The sequence below is a fragment of the Acinetobacter defluvii genome, assembly GCF_001704615.3.
In the GTDB taxonomy this organism is placed as follows: Bacteria; Pseudomonadota; Gammaproteobacteria; order Pseudomonadales; family Moraxellaceae; genus Acinetobacter; species Acinetobacter defluvii.
The window spans coordinates 296653-315524 of record NZ_CP029397.2 but is presented as its reverse complement, the minus strand read 5'-3'; the positions used below and the strand labels follow the sequence as shown (position 1 = coordinate 315524).

The 18872-nt window shown below is 40.6% G+C and carries 15 protein-coding genes and 1 pseudogene; 5 read left to right on the top strand and 11 right to left on the bottom strand.

Annotated elements, in window-relative coordinates; translation table 11 throughout:
- From DJ533_RS03840 to DJ533_RS03820, 5 genes are read left to right on the top strand one after another with little or no spacing between them, the layout of a single operon-like run.
- Complete coding sequence (locus tag DJ533_RS03840; RefSeq protein WP_065993320.1) at positions 1–366, top strand: Na+/H+ antiporter subunit C; 366 nt, start codon at positions 1–3, stop codon at positions 364–366.
- On the top strand, positions 363–2168 hold the full coding sequence (locus DJ533_RS03835) for a monovalent cation/H+ antiporter subunit D (RefSeq protein WP_089024777.1): 1806 nt from the start codon (positions 363–365) through the stop codon (positions 2166–2168). The genes DJ533_RS03840 and DJ533_RS03835 overlap by 4 nt, the downstream gene beginning before the upstream one ends.
- On the top strand, positions 2169–2693 hold the full coding sequence (locus DJ533_RS03830; protein ID WP_065993318.1) for a Na+/H+ antiporter subunit E: 525 nt from the start codon (positions 2169–2171) through the stop codon (positions 2691–2693).
- Complete coding sequence (locus DJ533_RS03825) at positions 2690–2965, top strand: monovalent cation/H+ antiporter subunit F (RefSeq protein ID WP_065993317.1); 276 nt, start codon at positions 2690–2692, stop codon at positions 2963–2965. Before DJ533_RS03830 ends, DJ533_RS03825 begins: the two co-directional genes overlap by 4 nt.
- A gap of 18 nt (positions 2966–2983) precedes the next feature.
- Positions 2984–3367 (top strand): Na+/H+ antiporter subunit G, encoded by a 384-nt coding sequence (locus DJ533_RS03820; RefSeq protein WP_065993360.1) that lies wholly within the window; start codon positions 2984–2986, stop codon positions 3365–3367.
- An 85-nt stretch (positions 3368–3452) separates the two neighbouring features.
- Here DJ533_RS03820 and DJ533_RS03815 read toward each other — a convergent pair whose 3' ends face one another.
- The 11 genes and pseudogenes from DJ533_RS03815 to DJ533_RS03765 all read right to left on the bottom strand — a co-directional run bounded on the left by DJ533_RS03815 (position 3453) and on the right by DJ533_RS03765 (position 18824).
- The gene (locus tag DJ533_RS03815) at positions 3453–4343 is read right to left on the bottom strand and encodes a metal-dependent hydrolase (protein WP_065993316.1); all 891 of its coding nucleotides are present in this window, start codon (positions 4341–4343) and stop codon (positions 3453–3455) included.
- A 297-nt stretch (positions 4344–4640) separates the two neighbouring features.
- Entirely contained in the window at positions 4641–6062 is a 1422-nt protein-coding gene (locus DJ533_RS03810) for an FAD-dependent oxidoreductase (RefSeq protein WP_065993315.1), read from the bottom strand.
- 91 nt (positions 6063–6153) lie between these two features.
- Positions 6154–10629, bottom strand: a complete 4476-nt coding sequence (gene gltB, locus DJ533_RS03805; RefSeq protein ID WP_171488528.1) for a glutamate synthase large subunit — start codon at positions 10627–10629, stop codon at positions 6154–6156.
- A gap of 423 nt (positions 10630–11052) precedes the next feature.
- Positions 11053–11943 (bottom strand): hypothetical protein, encoded by an 891-nt coding sequence (locus DJ533_RS03800; RefSeq protein ID WP_065993313.1) that lies wholly within the window; start codon positions 11941–11943, stop codon positions 11053–11055.
- A gap of 12 nt (positions 11944–11955) precedes the next feature.
- Entirely contained in the window at positions 11956–13035 is a 1080-nt protein-coding gene (gene aroB, locus DJ533_RS03795; protein ID WP_065993312.1) for a 3-dehydroquinate synthase, read from the bottom strand.
- A gap of 25 nt (positions 13036–13060) precedes the next feature.
- Entirely contained in the window at positions 13061–13603 is a 543-nt protein-coding gene (aroK, locus tag DJ533_RS03790; protein ID WP_065993311.1) for a shikimate kinase AroK, read from the bottom strand.
- Between the two features lie 36 nt (positions 13604–13639).
- Positions 13640–15759: pseudogene (gene pilQ, locus DJ533_RS03785) on the bottom strand (type IV pilus secretin PilQ).
- Positions 15760–15824: 65 nt separating this feature from the next.
- Complete coding sequence (locus tag DJ533_RS03780; protein ID WP_065993310.1) at positions 15825–16352, bottom strand: pilus assembly protein PilP; 528 nt, start codon at positions 16350–16352, stop codon at positions 15825–15827.
- A 2-nt stretch (positions 16353–16354) separates the two neighbouring features.
- Positions 16355–17137, bottom strand: a complete 783-nt coding sequence (locus DJ533_RS03775; protein ID WP_065993309.1) for a type IV pilus inner membrane component PilO — start codon at positions 17135–17137, stop codon at positions 16355–16357.
- Positions 17134–17766, bottom strand: coding sequence for a PilN domain-containing protein (locus DJ533_RS03770; protein ID WP_065993308.1), 633 nt, complete (start codon positions 17764–17766; stop codon positions 17134–17136). Before DJ533_RS03770 ends, DJ533_RS03775 begins: the two co-directional genes overlap by 4 nt.
- Positions 17766–18824, bottom strand: coding sequence for a pilus assembly protein PilM (locus tag DJ533_RS03765; RefSeq protein ID WP_065993307.1), 1059 nt, complete (start codon positions 18822–18824; stop codon positions 17766–17768). Before DJ533_RS03765 ends, DJ533_RS03770 begins: the two co-directional genes overlap by 1 nt.
- Positions 18825–18872: the final 48 nt, after the last annotated feature.

Sequence of the window (18872 nt, the reverse complement as noted above, 5' to 3'; positions counted from 1 at the left end):
ATGATCAGTTTAGAGTTTTTACTCGCTTCTTCTATCGGTTTACTGGTTGCCACTGGCATTTACTTACTGTTACGTGCACGTACTTTCCCTGTGGTTTTAGGTCTAGCCATGATCGGCTATGCGGTGAATCTATTTTTGTTTGCCATGGGCAGGATACATATCAATGCGCCTGCTGTTTTAACAGACCCATCAAAAATCACAGACCCTTTACCACAGGCTTTGGTTTTAACCGCAATTGTGATTGGTTTTGCCACGACTGCTTATATCGTGCAACTTGCTTTACGTAGTCGTTATGAATCAGGAACAGACCATGTGGACTCTAAGGATGAACCGAGTAACTTTGACCCACGTGAGGATACGCCATAATGAGTTTTCTTGATTTTTGGCTGTCTCATACTCCTATTTTCAGCATTTTAATTCCTGCATTTACAGGCTTTATCCTGATTTTATTAGGCAATCCTGGTTCTGGCTCTTTAGCCCATGACTGGCGACAACCTTGGCGACGCAGTATCAGTTTAATTTCTGCAGTGTTGGGTTTTGCCACCGCACTGTACTATCTCTATCAGGCGAATACGGGACAAATCTTTGTTTATCAGCTCAGTGAATGGTCTGCGCCATTTGGGATTGTGTTGGTCTTAGACCGTTTATCCGCTTTAATGTTGGTGTTAACTTATGCACTTGCCACACCGCTACTCTGGTTTGCAAGTAAAGAATGGGATGAACGTGGACGTTATTTCCATGCCATGTCACATCTGTTACTTATGGGTGTGTGTGGGGCGTTCTTAACAGGTGATTTATTTAATTTATTCGTCTTTTTTGAAATTTTGCTCATGGCATCTTATGTCTTATTGTTACATGGGCAAGGGAAAGCACGTTTCCAACTTGGTATTCATTACGTCACCATTAACCTTTTGGCTTCAGCACTGTTTCTGATCGGCTTAGGCATGATTTATGGCAGCGTGGGTAGCCTAAATATGGCAGATGTTGCTCGGATTATTCCCACACTAGAAAATGACCAACATACACTGGCTGTTGCAGGTGGCTTACTGCTGTTTGTCGTCTTTGGTATCAAAGCAGCCATGCTACCTGTCGGTTTTTGGCTACCAAAGACCTATGCAGTTGCAGCAACACCTATTGCCGCATTATTTACCATCATGACCAAAGTCGGAATTTATTCATTTTTAAGGGTCAATGGTACAGTTTTTCAGGATGCATGGGCACAACAAATTTTCAGTAATTATTTATTGCCAATCGGACTGATTACATCACTATATGGTGCAATCGCAGCAATAGGTGCTGAACGTTTAAGACGTTTTGTTGGCTTTATGATTTTATCTTCAGTCGGAACAATTTTAGTTGCGATTGCTTTGCTCAATGAAACTGCATGGTCAGCAGGTTTGTATTACATGGTACACAGCACCATCATCGCTGCATCTTTCTATTTACTCTGTGGCTGGATCACCTCTCAACGTGGCTCATTCAAAGATAATTTGAAAGTTGCACCAAAAATGAAGCAAGAAAAAGCTGTTTCTATTAGCTTTTTTATTATTGCACTCATGATGGCAGGTTTACCGCCTTTTAGCGGTTTCTTAGGTAAAGTTTTGATTTTGCAAGCAACCGCAGGTTCAGCATATCAATTATGGATTATTATCATTGTCTTATTGGTGAGCTTGCTTAGTATCATTGCATTTACCCGTGCAGGCTTCGTGCTGTTTTGGCGAGCAACCACACCTGAAAATAATCCCAAAGAAGAAGCCTTTGCAGCCTATCAACAATTACCTGAAAAAGCACCAGCACGAAATGATAAAACCATTTATCTTTTATTGTTAGGTTTGATTTTGTATGTGGCATGTGCGCAGCCGATTGTGCATTATTTAGAGTTAACAGCGAAACAATTAAAAGATGCAGAACTGTATCAACATAGCATCTTAAAAACGGATGAAAAAAATCAAGTCATTAGCGTACAGCCATTTGATCGCAACTATTTACCAGAAACCAAATATGGTGGCGAAAGTCCTGATGCCAATGCCTACGTTATACCGTATATCGTTTCACCAAAAACATTAGAAGGTGAACATATTTCTGAATACAAACAGCGTCAAATCCAACACCAAGCGCAAGAAGAAACGCCACTTGGTGACAGCAAATTACAGCCAATGGAGCAATAAATGGAAAATAAAGTTTCATTCCTTGACCGTTGTTTTCCCCATCCTTTTGTTTCATTGGTGGTGGCTTTAAGTTGGCTCATGCTTGGGCATAGTTTTGAGCTGTTTGATATTTTCTGTGCGCTACTTTTAGGGCTGATCATTCCTAAATTGGTACAACCTTTTATTGTGCGTACACCGAATATTCAGTGGGTTTTAGCCATAAAACTATTTTTCGTCGTGCTATGGGATATTATTCTATCCAACATTCGTGTAGCAAAACAGGTGCTTGGTCCCACCAAAAACTTACATCCAAAATGGTATCGTGTGCCTTTAGACACAGATCATGAACATGTAAATACTCTGTTGGCGATGATCATTACTACAACGCCAGGCACAGTGACTGCAGGAATTGATCAAGAACGTGGTGATATTTTGGTTCATTCTTTAAGCTCAGACGATCCTGATGCCGAAATCTATGAGATTAAAACACGTTATGAAATGCCTTTAATTGCCATTTTTAATGCAAATCAAGGAGATAACTCATGACTATTTTACCCTTTGCCTTGGGAATTAGTTTATTGGCATTGAGCATTTCCATGTTATTTTGCCTATACCGCTTAATTATTGGACCATCTATCGTTGATCGTTTGTTAGCCTTAGATACTTTATTTTTAAATGCAACCTGTTTGGTGGTAATTTTAGGCATTTATTGGGCAAGTACCAATTTATTTGAAGGTGCATTATTGGTGGCAATGCTGGGTTTTGTCTCAACTGCAGCATTGGCACGTTATTTTACCATTGGTCATGTGATCGATTAGGAGCGAATGATAATGAATATGCAACTCATCATGGAAGTTATCGTATCATTTTTCTTAATTGTGGGTGCATTCTTCCTCTTGGTGGGCGGAATCGGTATGGTTAAATTACCCGATTTATTTATGCGACTGCATGCACCGACCAAATCCAGTACTTTAGGGCTAGGAAGTTTCTTGTTGGCAGCGATGATTTATGCCGCTTTTCAAGGACGTTTTGGTTTTGCAGAATTATTAATTACCCTATTTGCTTTTATTACTGCACCTGTATCGGCAAATTTGATTGCGCAAGCCGCAATTCACTTACGCTTACGTTCAACTTCAGGGGAAGTTCCTGAGGCACTCGATCGTCCACTTCCTTGGCAACGCCAACGTAAACTCAAAAAAATTAAAGATGATACGCTTTGATGCGTTTCATTGATTTTTTAGAATTTCAAACAAAAAGCCAATGATCAACATTGGCTTTTTAAAATCAATTTTTTATATCCAAATTTTAGCTGTACAAGGGTGGATGAGCTTCTTCTTGGAAACTTTCCATATGATATTCATCTGCTAATTTTTCCTTCCAGTATGCCACTATCTTGGTGTAATCAATCTCTGAAGGATGAAAATCTGCTTTGTAATAAGACAAATACTCAGGAATTAATGAAATCAACATTTTTGAAATCATATAAATACCAAAAAGATTTTGTGGCACTTTTGGCAAACTCTTACGCCAATCCTGCATAAACAAACGGGTTGCAGAATAAAACGTTAGACTGGCAAAACCTGTAGTCACATTACGCATCACAGTACGACGCGTTTTATCATCATGATAAATCGTTTGATAAACATCGAAGGCGACTGCACGATGTTCAATTTCTTCAATCGCATGCCAAACCCAAAGTTTAATCGCATCCTCATCTAAGGTTTGCAGTACTTCAGGGTGACGCAAAATATACCCCCCTAACAATGCAGTAAAATGCTCAAAAGCACAGGTTACCGCTAACTGGAGTTTAGGATGAACACTTTTTATAAATGCATCACGACGACCTAACCATGCTTGGAAACTATCGAGATTATAATCATCACGACGCCAAGCATCATTAAACTCGGCATGTGCTTTAGAGTGCATCGCCTCTTGTCCAATAAAAGCCGCAATTTCAGCTTGTAACTTTTCATCCGTAATTTTGTCACGCACATTTCGTACACTGTGAACAAAAAACTGCTCACCAATCGGAAATGTAGAAGAAAGTGCAGTCAATAAATGTGACATCACAGGAGAGTTCGCAAAGAAATGTCTACGAATATTTTTAGGGTTAAAGCTAGGCTTACGTACTTTAATCCCAATCGCTTTTGGGCGGTTTAAATATGATTTTTCTTTCGCCATTTGTGCAACTGTCATCGGGATAATCCTACATTTGTTGGAATTTAAAACTATACTGACAGATCAATTAAAATTGTACATTGCCGAAATGATCACACAATTGACTAAAATGTTAATTCTGTCATTTCAGCCAATTTAGTACTATTTATCTTCTGATGAATAAAAATATAAACCCATGAAAATAAAAAATAATTTACAAATTATTTAGATGAGAATATTTTTACACTTTATCGTACCTTTTATCGTAAAAAAAAAAAACCCGCATCACTGCGGGTCTTGGAAATGGGTCTTTGGAATTTAAACGTTATCGTCCAATCAAACGTCAAGGTAATCCAAAATACCTTCTGCTGCTTGTCGGCCTTCATGGATTGCAGTTACAACCAAATCAGAGCCGCGTACCATGTCACCACCGGCAAAGATTTTCGGATTAGATGTTTGGAATTTATATTGTTGCTGTTCAGCAGCAATCACTCGACCTGAACCATCAAGATTGATATTCGTAGTTGCAAACCAATCTGCCGGCGAAGTACGGAAACCAAAAGCCAGTAACACAGCATCGGCAGGCAAAATTTCTTCTGAACCTGGTACAGGCTCTGGACTACGACGACCACGACTATCAGGCTGACCGAGTTGCGTTGTGATAAATTTCACACCCGTTACTTTACCGTTTTCACCCACGATCTCGGTCGGTTGACGGTTGAATTGGAACTCAACCCCTTCTTCACGTGCGTTGGTCACTTCACGACGCGAACCTGGCATGTTCTCTTCATCACGGCGATACGCACAAACGACTGATTCAGCACCTTGACGAATTGAAGTACGATTACAGTCCATCGCAGTGTCACCACCACCGAGTACAATCACCTTTTTGCCTTCAACACTGATATATTCTGATGGATCTTTTTCCCAACCTTGACAACGGTTAACGTTCGCAATCAGGAAATCAAGTGCATCAACTACCCCATCAAGGTCTTCACCTGCAAAACCGCCTTTCATATAAGTGTATGTTCCCATACCCATGAATACAGCATCATAGTCTGCAAGCAACTGATCAATGGTGATATCTGTACCAATTTCAGTGTTTAAACGGAATTCAACGCCCATGCCTGAAAAAATCTCACGGCGACGTTTCATCACATCTTTTTCCATTTTAAATTCAGGAATACCGAAAGTGAGCAAGCCACCGATTTCAGGACGCTTATCGAATACAACTGGTTTCACACCATTACGCACAAGGATATCTGCACAGCCAAGCCCCGCAGGTCCTGCACCAATGATCGCCACTTTTTTATTTGTCCATTTCACATGAGACATGTCTGGACGCCAGCCTAAAGCGAAAGCGGTGTCATTGATATATTTTTCTGCATTACCAATCGTGACCGCACCAAAACCATCATTTAAGGTACAAGCCCCTTCACATAAACGGTCTTGTGGGCAAACACGACCACACACTTCAGGCAAGGTATTGGTTTGATGGCACAATTCGGCTGCTTGGAAAATACGACCTTCTGCAATCAGCTTTAACCAGTTTGGAATATAGTTATGTACAGGACATTTCCATTCACAATAGGGATTACCACAACCTAAACAACGGTGAGTCTGATTCGCAGCCACTTCCGCAGTAAAAGGTTTATAAATTTCCACAAACTCAGCTTTGCGGACAGCAATATCTTTTTTCTCTGGATCTTGACGTGCTACATCCAGAAATTGAAAGTCATTGTTTAGGCGTTCTGCCATGTCAATCTCCGTGGGTGAGTATGGATAACTTCTTTATCTTGTGTATATCGTCGAAGTTATCCACACCTACCTAAAATTTGAGTCGTAAAAATTATTGTGGATCAGCTTTGGTGGTTTTTAACAAAGTCTGCAAATTGGCAGCTTTTGGTTTCACCAGCCAGAATTTACGGCTATAGAAATCAAACTCATTGCGGATCTTATACGCCCAAGCACTGCCTGTTTCAGTGATATGTTCATCTAAAATGCGAGTTAAGAATTCTTGATGTTCTTCCATCGCTTCAGTCGAAATACGATTGAGTTCAATCAATTCATGATTGTAATGGTCAACAAAGTCATTATCCAAGTCAAGCACATAAGCGAAACCGCCTGTCATCCCTGCACCGAAGTTATGACCCACTTTGCCGAGTACCGTCACGATACCACCCGTCATGTATTCACAGCAGTGATCGCCTGCACCTTCAATTACCGCAAATGCGCCTGAGTTACGTACCGCAAAACGCTCACCTGCTGTACCTGCAGCAAACAATTTACCACCTGTTGCACCATATAAGCAGGTATTACCAATGATTGCCGTTTCTTGCGTTTGGAATGGAGAACCTTTTGGTGGGAAGATCGATACACGACCACCTGCCATGCCTTTACCCACATAGTCGTTGGCATCACCTTCTAGTTTGATATGCAAACCGCCTGCATTCCATACCCCTAGTGACTGACCTGCTGTTCCTTTTAAGTTCATCTTAACAGGATGCGCTTCCATGCTCAGGTTACCATAGCGTTTGGCAATCTCACCTGAAATACGTGCACCAATTGAACGGTCACAGTTACCCACAGTAAAATTAAACTCACCGCCTGTACTTGCTTCGATTGCAGGCAACATTTCAGCTACCATTTTCTCAGCCAAAACACCTTTATCAAAAGGTGCATTACCTTGAACTTGGCAATATTGTGCTTTGCCGTCTGCGGCAGGATGTGATTCCAATAACGCACTGAGATCAAGATGCGCATGTTTCTCAGTTTCGCCCGGTAAAACCTCAAGCAAATCTGTACGACCAATCAAATCTTTTAATGATGCAACACCTAGTGCCGCTAACCATTCACGCGTTTCTTCTGCAATAAAATGGAAGAAATTGATCAGCATTTCAGGTTCACCGATGTAGTGTTCCTGACGCAAATGATCTTGTTGCGTTGCAACACCTGTTGCACAGTTATTTAAATGGCAAATACGCAAGTATTTACAACCTAAAGCAATCATCGGAGTAGAACCAAAACCGAAGCTTTCAGCACCGAGAATCGCTGCTTTCACCACATCAAGACCTGTTTTCAAACCACCATCAGTTTGTACACGCACTTTACCACGTAAGTCATTGACACGAAGCGCTTGGTGCGCCTCGCTCAAACCTAACTCCCATGGTGAACCTGCATGATGAATCGATGATAATGGTGATGCTGCTGTACCCCCGTCATAACCCGAAATGGTAATGAAATCGGCATAGGCTTTTGCTACACCTGCTGCAATCGTACCTACACCTGGTTCAGACACCAGTTTCACCGAGACCATTGCTTGCGGATTGACTTGCTTTAAGTCAAAAATCAATTGTGATAAATCTTCAATTGAGTAAATATCGTGGTGTGGAGGTGGAGAAATCAAGGTTACGCCTGGCACAGAATAACGTAAACGTGCAATTAAGCCATTCACTTTACCACCTGGTAGCTGACCGCCTTCACCTGGTTTTGCACCTTGCGCCACTTTAATCTGCAACACTTCCGCAGACGTTAAGTACGCAGGCGTTACACCGAAACGACCTGATGCAATCTGTTTGATTTTCGAGTTACGAATTGTGCCATAACGTGCAGGGTCTTCACCGCCCTCACCTGAGTTTGAACGACCACCAATGGTGTTCATTGCAATCGCTATCGCCTCATGTGCTTCAGGTGACAATGCACCCAAAGACATACCGGCAGAATCAAAACGTGGCAGAATTTCTTCGACAGATTCAACCGCTTCCAAAGGAATCGAATTGTCTGTTTTCAATTTGAATAAATCACGAATCGTTGCAATCGGACGCTGATTGACCAACTCTGCATATTCTTTAAAGTCTGCATAGTTACCTGAACGTACAGATTTATGCAATGCATTGATCACGTCTGGGTTAAATGCATGATATTCCTTATCAAAAACGAATTTCAGCAAACCACCTTGATCGATCGGCTTACGTGATTTCCACGCAGTTTCAGCGAGTTTTTTCAGATCATTTTCAAGGTCAACAAAAGTCGCTCCTTTGATACGGCTTGGAACGCCTGTGAAGCATTTCGCAACCACTTCATCAGACAAACCGACTGCTTCAAAGAGCTGACCACCACGATAAGACGCAACTGTTGAAATCCCCATTTTAGACAGGACTTTCAACAAACCTTTTTCAATGCCTTTACGGAAATTCGCTTGTGCATGGATTGGATCGCCCAACAACTCACCTTTGGCAATCAAATCATTGATCACGTCATAAGCAAGATATGGATAAATCGCCGTTGCACCAAAGCCTAAGATCACCGCAAATTGATGCGGATCACGTGCAAGCGCAGTTTCAACAATGATGTTGGCATCGGTACGCAAACCCACTTCGATTAAATAGTGGTGAATCGCACCTGTGACCATCGTCGCATTGGCAGGCAAGAAACCTTCACGGATTTTCTTGTCTGAAATCACCAATAATGTTTTGCCATTACGAATCGCTTGTGCAGCCTCTTCACAAATACGTGTAATCGCTGCTTCTAAACCTTCGTTTTCAGCATAGTTCAGGTCAATGTCTGCAATTTCGTAGCCCTTACGACCGAGTGTACGAATTTGGTGCATTTTTGAATTGGACAACACAGGGCTTGAAATGATCAAACGGTCTGCATGTTCAGGACCTTGCTCAAATACATTTTGCTCACGACCTAAACAGGTTTCCAATGACATCACGATCGATTCACGTAATGGATCGATTGGTGGGTTGGTCACTTGGGCAAACTGTTGACGGAAATAATCAGTCACATGACGTACTTGGCGTGACAATACTGCCATTGGCGTATCATCCCCCATTGAACCTACTGCTTCCTGACCGCTTTCAGCGATTGGGCGCAGCAATTGATCACGTTCTTCAAACGTCACCATGAACATTTTTTGTGCAGCTTTTAGCGCATCACCTTTTAAACCTTGATCACATAAATATTCTTCAAGCTCAGGGCTACCTTGCACACGCACTGAATTTTCACGTAACCATTCACGATATGGACGCATTTTTTTCAAGTGGTTGCTGACATCTTTAGTGTCGAGCATTTTGCCTGTAAAGGTATCTACAACGAGAATTTGACCCGGTCCAACACGACCTTTAGACACCACATCTTCAGGCTCATACCCCCAAACACCGATTTCCGATGCAAGTGTGATATAACCATTCTTCGTGATCACCCAACGTGCAGGACGTAAACCGTTACGATCCAACATACAAATCGCATGACGACCATCCTGAATCACCAGACCCGCAGGACCATCCCATGCTTCCATGTGTTTTGAGTTAAACTCATAGAACGCACGCAAGTCAGCATCTAAAGTTTCCACGTTCTGCCAAGCAGGTGGTACGAGCATACGCAAGGCACGGAACAAGTCCATCCCACCGCCAACTAAGATTTCAAGCATATTGTCCATACTTGAAGAATCTGAACCTGTACGGTTAATGATTGGATTCAGCTCAGTCAAACCAGGTAATAATGGGTTTTCAAACTTAGGGGTACGTGCTGCTGCCCAATTACGGTTGGCAGTAATGGTATTGATTTCACCATTGTGTGCCAAATAACGGAACGGCTGCGCCAACGGCCAACGTGGTAAGGTGTTGGTCGAGAAACGCTGATGAAACACCACAATGTGTGATGCTAAACGCTCATCTGCTAAATCTGTATAAAATTCAGCAATGTATGCCGGCATCATTAACCCTTTATAGGTAATGACAGTTGAGCATAGCGTAGTCACATAGAAATATGGGTCGTTACTGATTTGTTGTTCTGCACGACGACGCGCCATAAAAAGTTTACGGTTGAATTCCACTTCGGTCACACCCATTGGGCAATTGACAAAAATTTGCTCAAATGCAGGTAAGGACTGCATCGCAATCGAACCCAACGCATCATTGTTGGTTGGAACCACACGCCAGCCAATGACACGACAACCTTCTTCTTCGATTTCTTTGGTTAGAATTTGTTTTGCATGTGCCGCTAAAGCAGGATCTAAATTTAAAAATACTGTACCAACAGCAAAAATTTCACTCAGGGTAATATCACTGATTTTTTTCGCTTCTTCACGGAAAAATGCTTTTGGCATCGCCAATAATAATCCGCAACCATCACCGGTCTTACCATCTGCCGCAATACCACCACGGTGCGTCATACAACTTAAACTATGAATCGCGGTCTTGACTAAGTCATGACTTGCATCACCCTGCATATGGGCGATCAAACCGAAACCACAGTTATCTTTAAACTCATCAGGTTGGTATAAACCTTGAGCGGGAGCTACAGTATTAGGCGATGGCATGTGCATAGCGTACCCTTCTTTTAACAGAGGCCCATTAGGGCAAATTTCTAATATCTAAAACCAGTGAGCATATGGGCTTATCATTAGTCATACACTTTCGGTTGTTACTACTGCCAGTGTGTTTTAAATTTAATTACAAAAACATTTCTATAATTTGACTTTTGCACTTATTTAAAGCAATACAACTGGTTTAAATCGGACACTAATTCAAATCTCTTGCGCCAAAACAGGGACAATTCACTTAATTAGCACACCAATAAAGCAATAAATATGCCAAAACTTATTTCCATTCACTAAATAAAGTAAATCTTATAAAAATAAAGCTTCTTTAAAAAATTCTTTTTCAATTGGTTTATACAATATCGCACCAACTCTGTGCAAATATTTTTATTTAACTTTAATTTCGCTCTATTTTAGTACCATTTAGTTAAATGGGTCACTAATTTCATTATTACTCGGTTTTCTTTCTGGCATTGGTATTGTATTGGGGTTAGCTGGAGCTGTAGGTGCTGTATTCGTCGTTGGTGTTCTTGTAGTTGCAGGGCGTTTTGGTTCTGTTGTTGTACTTGTGGTACTCCCAGATACTACTGGAGGATTAGGCGTTGAAGAACTGGGTTGAGTTATGCTTCGTGGCTGTTGCACTGTTGGTTTAGGTTGTACAAGCAATGTTTCATCGATGATGGGCAAAGCTGCTGGTTTTAAATTAATTCCATAAAGCCTATTGCCACCTAGCATTTCTTCTGAGCCTAAGTCATTCACTAAACTTGCATATGTCTCTAAGTGAATGACTTGAGGTTGAATCGTGTTTGGTAATTTTAATGTATTCAGTTGTTGTAATGCTGCTTTTGCAAGATCAGCATTTTTATAAACACCATAAGCTATCACATATTGCTCGGGTTGATCTTCTTCGCTTAAACGAAAATAAATCAAATTCTTACGATCTGTTTGTTTCACTAAAAAGCCACGAATTACATCTTCATTTGATGATTTAAATAATTCTACAATGTAGTTTTTCTTATTTTCTTCAAAAAATTTATTTCCTCGAAACTCAGGTTCGTGATTTCCTGATGCAACCACACGTGTCGTCATTTCAAGTGGTCGGACTTCATCCATTAATGCACCAAGATGGGTCGTTGCTGCCACTTTTTCAGGCTGAATCTGTACTTGAGTTTCTTCAATGGGATTGCCGACTTCAACCAGTTCTTTGGTATCGGTCATTGCCCAAAAAATGACTGCTGTAAGAAAACACAGCAATCCTAGAATTAACCAAATATATTGTTGAATATTTTGCCAATTTGAACGAATTGCTGCCATTAACTTAACCTTTTATGCTTGGTTAGCAAGAATTGCTTGTTTCATCAATTCCACATCAAAATCTTTAGTAATTATTGCTTGTCCAAGTTGCTTCATCAACACCAAACGCAACTGACCGTTCAGCACTTTTTTGTCATGAGACATATATGCTAAAAACTCATCAAGTGGAATTTGAGGACATACTATAGGTAATTTTGCACGTTGTATGATTTTTTTTGTACGCGCTAAATCAGCTAGCGAAATCCATCCCATACGCTGAGATAAATCAGCTGCCATCACCATACCTGTTGCAACTGCCTCACCATGCAACCATTCACCATAGCCTAAATAGGACTCAATCGCATGACCAAAAGTATGACCTAAATTTAATAATGCACGCTCACCTTGTTCTTTTTCATCATTGGCAACAATACGTGCTTTATGCGCACATGAACGATAGACCGCTTCCGCCAATAAAGTAGCATCTTGTGCAAGTAAAGCTTCCATATGTTGCTCAAGCCATAGGAGAAACTCCGCATCCCCCAACAAGGCATACTTAATCACTTCCGCTAAACCTGCTGATAACTCACGCGGAGGCAAAGTGCGCAGTTGTGCCATATCTGCTAAAACGACTTGAGGTTGCTGAAAAGCCCCAATCATATTTTTTCCAAGTGGATGATTAATTCCTGTTTTACCACCAACACTCGAGTCTACTTGTGACAATAATGTGGTTGGCACTTGGATAAAATACACACCACGTTGGAAACAAGCAGAAGCAAAGCCCGCCATATCTCCAATGACACCCCCACCCAATGCCAATACAGTTGCATCGCGGTTAAATCCATTTTCCAGCAAAGCATCAAAAATTAAATTTAAGTATTCAATAGTTTTATACTTTTCACCATCTGGCAGAATACAAGTTGCAACTTTTTTACCTAATTTCTCAATTGATTCAACATAATGCTGTAAATACAAAGCCTGTACAGTGGTATTGGTCACCAACATCACCTGCTGCCCTTTAATATAAGGTTCAAGTAATTCTTGAGGTTTTAAGTGACTCCCGATAAAAATAGGATAACGACGATCACCAAGTTCAACATGTAACGTTTGCATGAATACCTATACCTAACCAGCAGTATTAAATAATTTCTTTAGACATAATCAATTGTAAAATGCGTTGCGCTAAATCTCGTGCTGCGCCTTGATTGGTTTCAATAATATAATGGGCAACTTCTCGATATAAAGGATCACGAATATTCAGCAGATCTCTTAATTTTTGCTCAGGATTTTCAACTTGCAATAAAGGACGATTTTTATCCCGATATGTTCTTTGTAATTGAAGCTCAACAGGGGTATATAAGTAAATAACGATTCCACGTTGCTTTAAATATTCTCGATTTACAGCTTGTGTGACTACTCCACCACCTGTAGCAAGTACTAAGTTTTTCTTGGTGGTTAACTCATTAATGACAACGGATTCACGAGTACGAAATCCTTGTTCACCTTCTTTTTCAAAGATCCAAGGAATTGTTGCACCAGTTTTACGCTCAATCTCATGATCACTGTCTAAAAACTCACGACCTAACAGATCCGCCAAGTGTCGACCAACAGTAGTTTTTCCTGCTCCCATGGGCCCTACCAAATATAAATTTGGTAGGGACTCAAACTCTTTGCTTGGCAAGGAGTCACCTATTGAATTGCTTTCATTAAAAGTATATTAATGATTTCTCGCACTGCTGTCATTAATAATTCGAGGTGTTACAAAGATTAACAGCTCTCGTTTATTTTCAATTTTGGCATCATTACGGAATAAACGCCCAATATAGGGTAAGTCACCAAAGAATGGAACTTTCGTTGTTGTATTCTGGGTTTCTTGTTCAAAGATACCACCAAGTACCACTGTTTCACCATTATCCACCAAAACATTGGTATTGATTTCGTTCTTATTCAAAATCACTTCACCATTTGGTGCAGTATCCCCACGAGAGTCACTGCTGATATTCAGTTGCATTTGCACTTTACCATCTGGGGTAATACTCGGTGTTACATCTAAACTCAGCAACGCATCTTTAAACTCAGTGGTCGCTGTTGAGCCGGCAGCAGAGTTCGTAGTGGTGGTATAGGGAATTTGTTGACCTGAAGACACTTTAGCTTTTTGTTTATCTGCGGTCATGACTTTTGGTGTCGAAATTACCTCACCATAACCATCGGCTTGTAATGCCGATAACTCTAGATCCAACATAAAGTCAGACAAGCTAATTAAACCAAAGGCGATTTTACCTGCAGCGTTTGCTACACCCAAATCAACGTTTAAGTTCTGTGGCGTAGTAATTGTATATTTACCGTCATCATCAGGTGTTTTCAATTCCCATAATGTTTCATTACTACCGCCAACAAGTAAGTCATTATTACGTGTTACCCCTTGCGATAGAATCCCCCACTTTACCCCCATTTCTTTTGAAAAGCCTGTCGATGCTCGAACAATGCGCGCCTCAATCATGACTTGCTTGACCGAAACATCGAGTAAATCCACCATTTTTCGGACTTTATCAATATTTTTTGCAGTATCATTGATGATTAAATATTGGTTCGAATATCAGCCACTGCACTACCACGTGAACTCAGCAAGCTTTCTAAGGCTAAGGAGTCAGTGTTGGTTGTTCTATTATTTTCGGCACCTTTTCCATCTCTCGAATCTTCTAAAAGTTTTAATACATCTGCGACTTTGGCATAACTTAACTGGATATATTCAGTTTGAATTGGAGCAAGTTTAATACTTTGCGCAATAGCTTTTGCTTCATCTTCTTCGGATTTAATCAACTCAGGAACAGGTGCAATCCAAATTACATCCCCATTACGGCGCTTATCTAAATTTTTCGTTTTAAGAATAATATCTAGTGCTTGATCCCAAGGAACGTCTTTTAAACGCAGAGTAATATTGCCTTGTACTGAATCGGCAGCAACCATATTCACCCCCGTAAAATCAGCCAATAATTGTAGTACACGACGCACTTCAATATCTTGGAAATCTAGGGAGATTTTCTTACCCGTATAAGATTGACTCGATGAAGGTTTATTTGGACGCGTATCTTCTGGGCGTTTTAGACTAATGGTTAGCTTATCTTCAGCTTGATAAGCCATGTATTCATAGCTGCCTGTAGACTGAATGGTAACCACACCGTTATTACCATCATTATGCGCATCAATCGTTGCCACGGGTGTCGCAAAATCATTGACATTTAAACGACGAATTAGATGCGTTGGGATTTTATTCCCCAATACACGTACGACAACTTTACTGCCTTGTTGCTGTACATCCACAGGAGTATTCACCCCTGCTAAATTAATGCTCACCTGACCTTCACCTTTGCTACCACGTTGGAAGCCGATATCTGCGATACCTTGAGCGGGTTTGGTAACAGTCGGTCCTAAGTTTTCAAGACCACCGTTTTGGTTTGCATTATTTATTTTTAAAATAAATGTATTGCCTTCTACACGCGTTGTAAAAGCACCACTATTATTTAAATTTACAGTTAAGCGTGAGCGCTGTGCATCCGATGCAACATTGACTGAAGATGCCTCTGCGCTTGCTACTGGAATTGATGTTTGTGTTAAACCTTGTTTTGTATCATTAAAGTCCAACACTAAACGAGAAGGTGATTCTAATTGATACGCTTGTGGCTGTGGAGGTAAACCATTGAACATGACACGAATCTCAGTACCTTGTCCTGCTAATTGCATTGGTACTACATTGGTCATTGTCACTTGTGCAGCTGCGGCTTGCATCACCGCAATTGATACTGCTGCCATTGAAAATTGACGTAAATAAGTGTTCATAAATATGCCGTCCCCACCCCAAAAGTTTTTAATGCTCTTTTTCATTTTTATTCCTTCATTCATTCTCAATCTAATTGACCGATCAATACTAGACTTCGTGGTCTTTCGATATAACCGTCTCGCCCATCTGGTACGATCTCTAACAGATCAATTCGGGTTGGAGTGATTGAAATAATTCGCCCCTGATTCATTCCCAAATAGTTTCCTGTTTGCACACGTTCCACTTCTTTATCTGGTGTCTGAATCAGACCAACAATTTTCCCATTATTTGATTTCATACTGCCTTTAAAACTCAAAGTTTCAAGCGCATAACTTTCTAAAGGCTGAGGCTGTCGTGAGAAGTTTGGATAAACACGTTTCCCAGACATAATTTTTAGCTCATTGGCCAATGAACTTGGTAAAAATGGGCTACGCAATTGCTGTGCGGAATAATTAAAACTTGGCACAGGATCAAATGTTGGTGCAGGCTCAATCGGTAAAGGTGGCTGACTACGAATCGCTGCCATTTGCTGATTGACTGCATCAATTCTGGAATCACATCCAACCAATAAAGCAGCAAGAGAAATTCCGCTCATTAACTTAAATAAATTCATGCTTATTTTCTCCCCTTTTTACTTGTTGTTTGTGAAGAGTTATTTGAGCTTGAGGCTGTACCTGTCGTTGCTGCATTTGTACTTTGAGGAACATTCTCTGTTGTTGCTGTTTCAACATCTGTACCAATATAACGATAGGTTTTTGCATTTAAAGTATAATTTACTAAAGGCATATCAGATTTGGCATCCTTTGGTGCTTCAGCTGTAATGGTAAAATCATGCAAGGTAACAATTCGTGGTAAAGCAGCAATGCCACTCACAAAACCACCAAATGAATGATAATCCCCTGTTGCTTCTATTGAAATTGGTTGCTCAATAAAGAATTCTTGCTGCACTTCGTTTTCTAGTTTGATATTTTTAAATTTCAAACCAGAGCTTACGCCAGTCACGTTAATGTCTTCAACCAAACCTGGAATTTCAGTTTCTTTGGGTAGCTGTTCCAATTGTTGATTAAAGTCCATTTGCATTTGTTGTAACTGTGCTTGATATTGCTGAAGATTTCTAAGTTTCGAATCTTTTTCTTTAAACTCATTTAACAACGTTTGCTCTTGTGCACGGGCCGAATCTATCGCATCTAGCTTCGGTTTCATCACAAGAAAATAACCGATCGCACCAACCACGAATAAGATAAATAACCAACAGGTAATCTTGACCGACATTGGCCAACTACCATAGTTATTCATATCTAAGGTATTAAATTGCTGGAAGAATTTATCTACCGTCATTTTTTTCTTTTGTGGTGCATCTTTGACTGAATCTGCTTTTTCAAGATCTAAACGACTCATTTAGCACCCCCATTCGCTTGCGCTTGATCTGCATCAGGTTTCGCAGCCTGTGCAATTTCCCCAATATCAACGCTCACAACAAAACTTCCATAAGATTCTTCAGCGCGTGGCACGACTGAAGTTGCTGGTTTATTTTTATTTTCTTCTGCTGCCAAGAACGAATTCATGAACGCATTTCTATACCACTCAGATGCTTCCAATCCACGCAATAAATCCGCGACAGTGTTTGGACTCTCTGCTTTCCCTTCGATGGTAAATTTATCTCCAGTACGGCTAAATTTAGTGATATACATGGCTGGCGGAACCACACGTACTAACTCATCGACTAAACGTACAGTCACAGGTCGCTGACCTTGTAAACCTTGAATCAACTTCATACGTTCAATAATCGCATTACGCTGTTCTTGTAAACCATCTAGTGTTTTGAGTTGAGTATCTAAGTTTTGATTGGTACTTACAACTAACTGGTTTGCTTGCTCTTGATCTTCTAATCGCTGATTAAAATACATCCAAGCCAACAATACAATGATAAACCCCAATATAGCGATACCAATACTAATCGCAACAAATTGCTTTTTTCGTTGTTCTCTTAGTTCTTCACGCCACGGGAGTAAATTAATCTTTGCCATTAATCAAAACTCCTCATTGCTAAGCCACACGCAACCATTAACGATGGCGCATCATTTTCTATTTTTTTTAGGTCGATTTGGGGTGAAAAACCCATTTGTAAAAATGGGTTTGCTACAGTTACACGATAACCCAGTTTTTGTTGTAATAATTTCGCAAGTCCAGGAATATTCGCATTCCCCCCAGCCAGCAAAATATGATCAATTTCATTAAACTGCGAAGAGGAGAAAAAGAATTGTAGAGATCGTGCTGCTTGTTGAACAACAGCTTCCAAAAATGGCATAAGAACTTCAGTTTCATAGTCATCAGGCAAGGTTCGATCTTTTTTCGCACGACCCGCTTCTTCATAAGACAAACCATAACGGCTTTGTACATCCTGAGTAAGCTGCTTACCACCAAAGACTTGTTCTCGTGTATAGATAATCTGACCATTTTGCATAACTGAAAGCGTAGTCATGGTATGACCAATATCTAAGATACCGACTATATTGGCACCGATGGGTAGCGTATCTGAGAACACTTCAAAAGCACGTTCCATACAATAGCTTTCTGTATCGACCACTTTTGCAGTCAAACCTGTCATCTCAAGCACTTCAACCCGTGCATCGACATTCTCAGTCCGTGTTGCGACAAGAACTACATTCACTCGATTTGGGTTCGGCAGCTTATCAGGTAAAACCTCAAAATCTAGACTCACCTCATCCAATGGAAATGGAATATATTGCTCTGCATCCATACGAATTTGAACTTCGCGCTCATCATCGTTCATGTCTGCATCCATTTCGATGACTTTTTGAATCACCATGGAGTTGGTTACTGCAACAGCCGCATTCATAGATTGGGGATTTGCAATATTCACCGCACGCTCTAAAGCATCTGATACTGCCTCTGGGTTGAGAATATTCTTCTCCACCACACTTCCGTCTAACAATGGACTTAATCCATAGCTTTCCACCCAATAACGACCGTTTTTAACAGAAAGTTCTAATATCTTTACAGAGGTCGAACTAATATCCACCCCTATAAGCCCCTTAGCTTGCTTACGACTGATTCTAAGCACGATTAAATTCCTATTATTTTTATCCCCAAAAAACGTCACAAACTGATT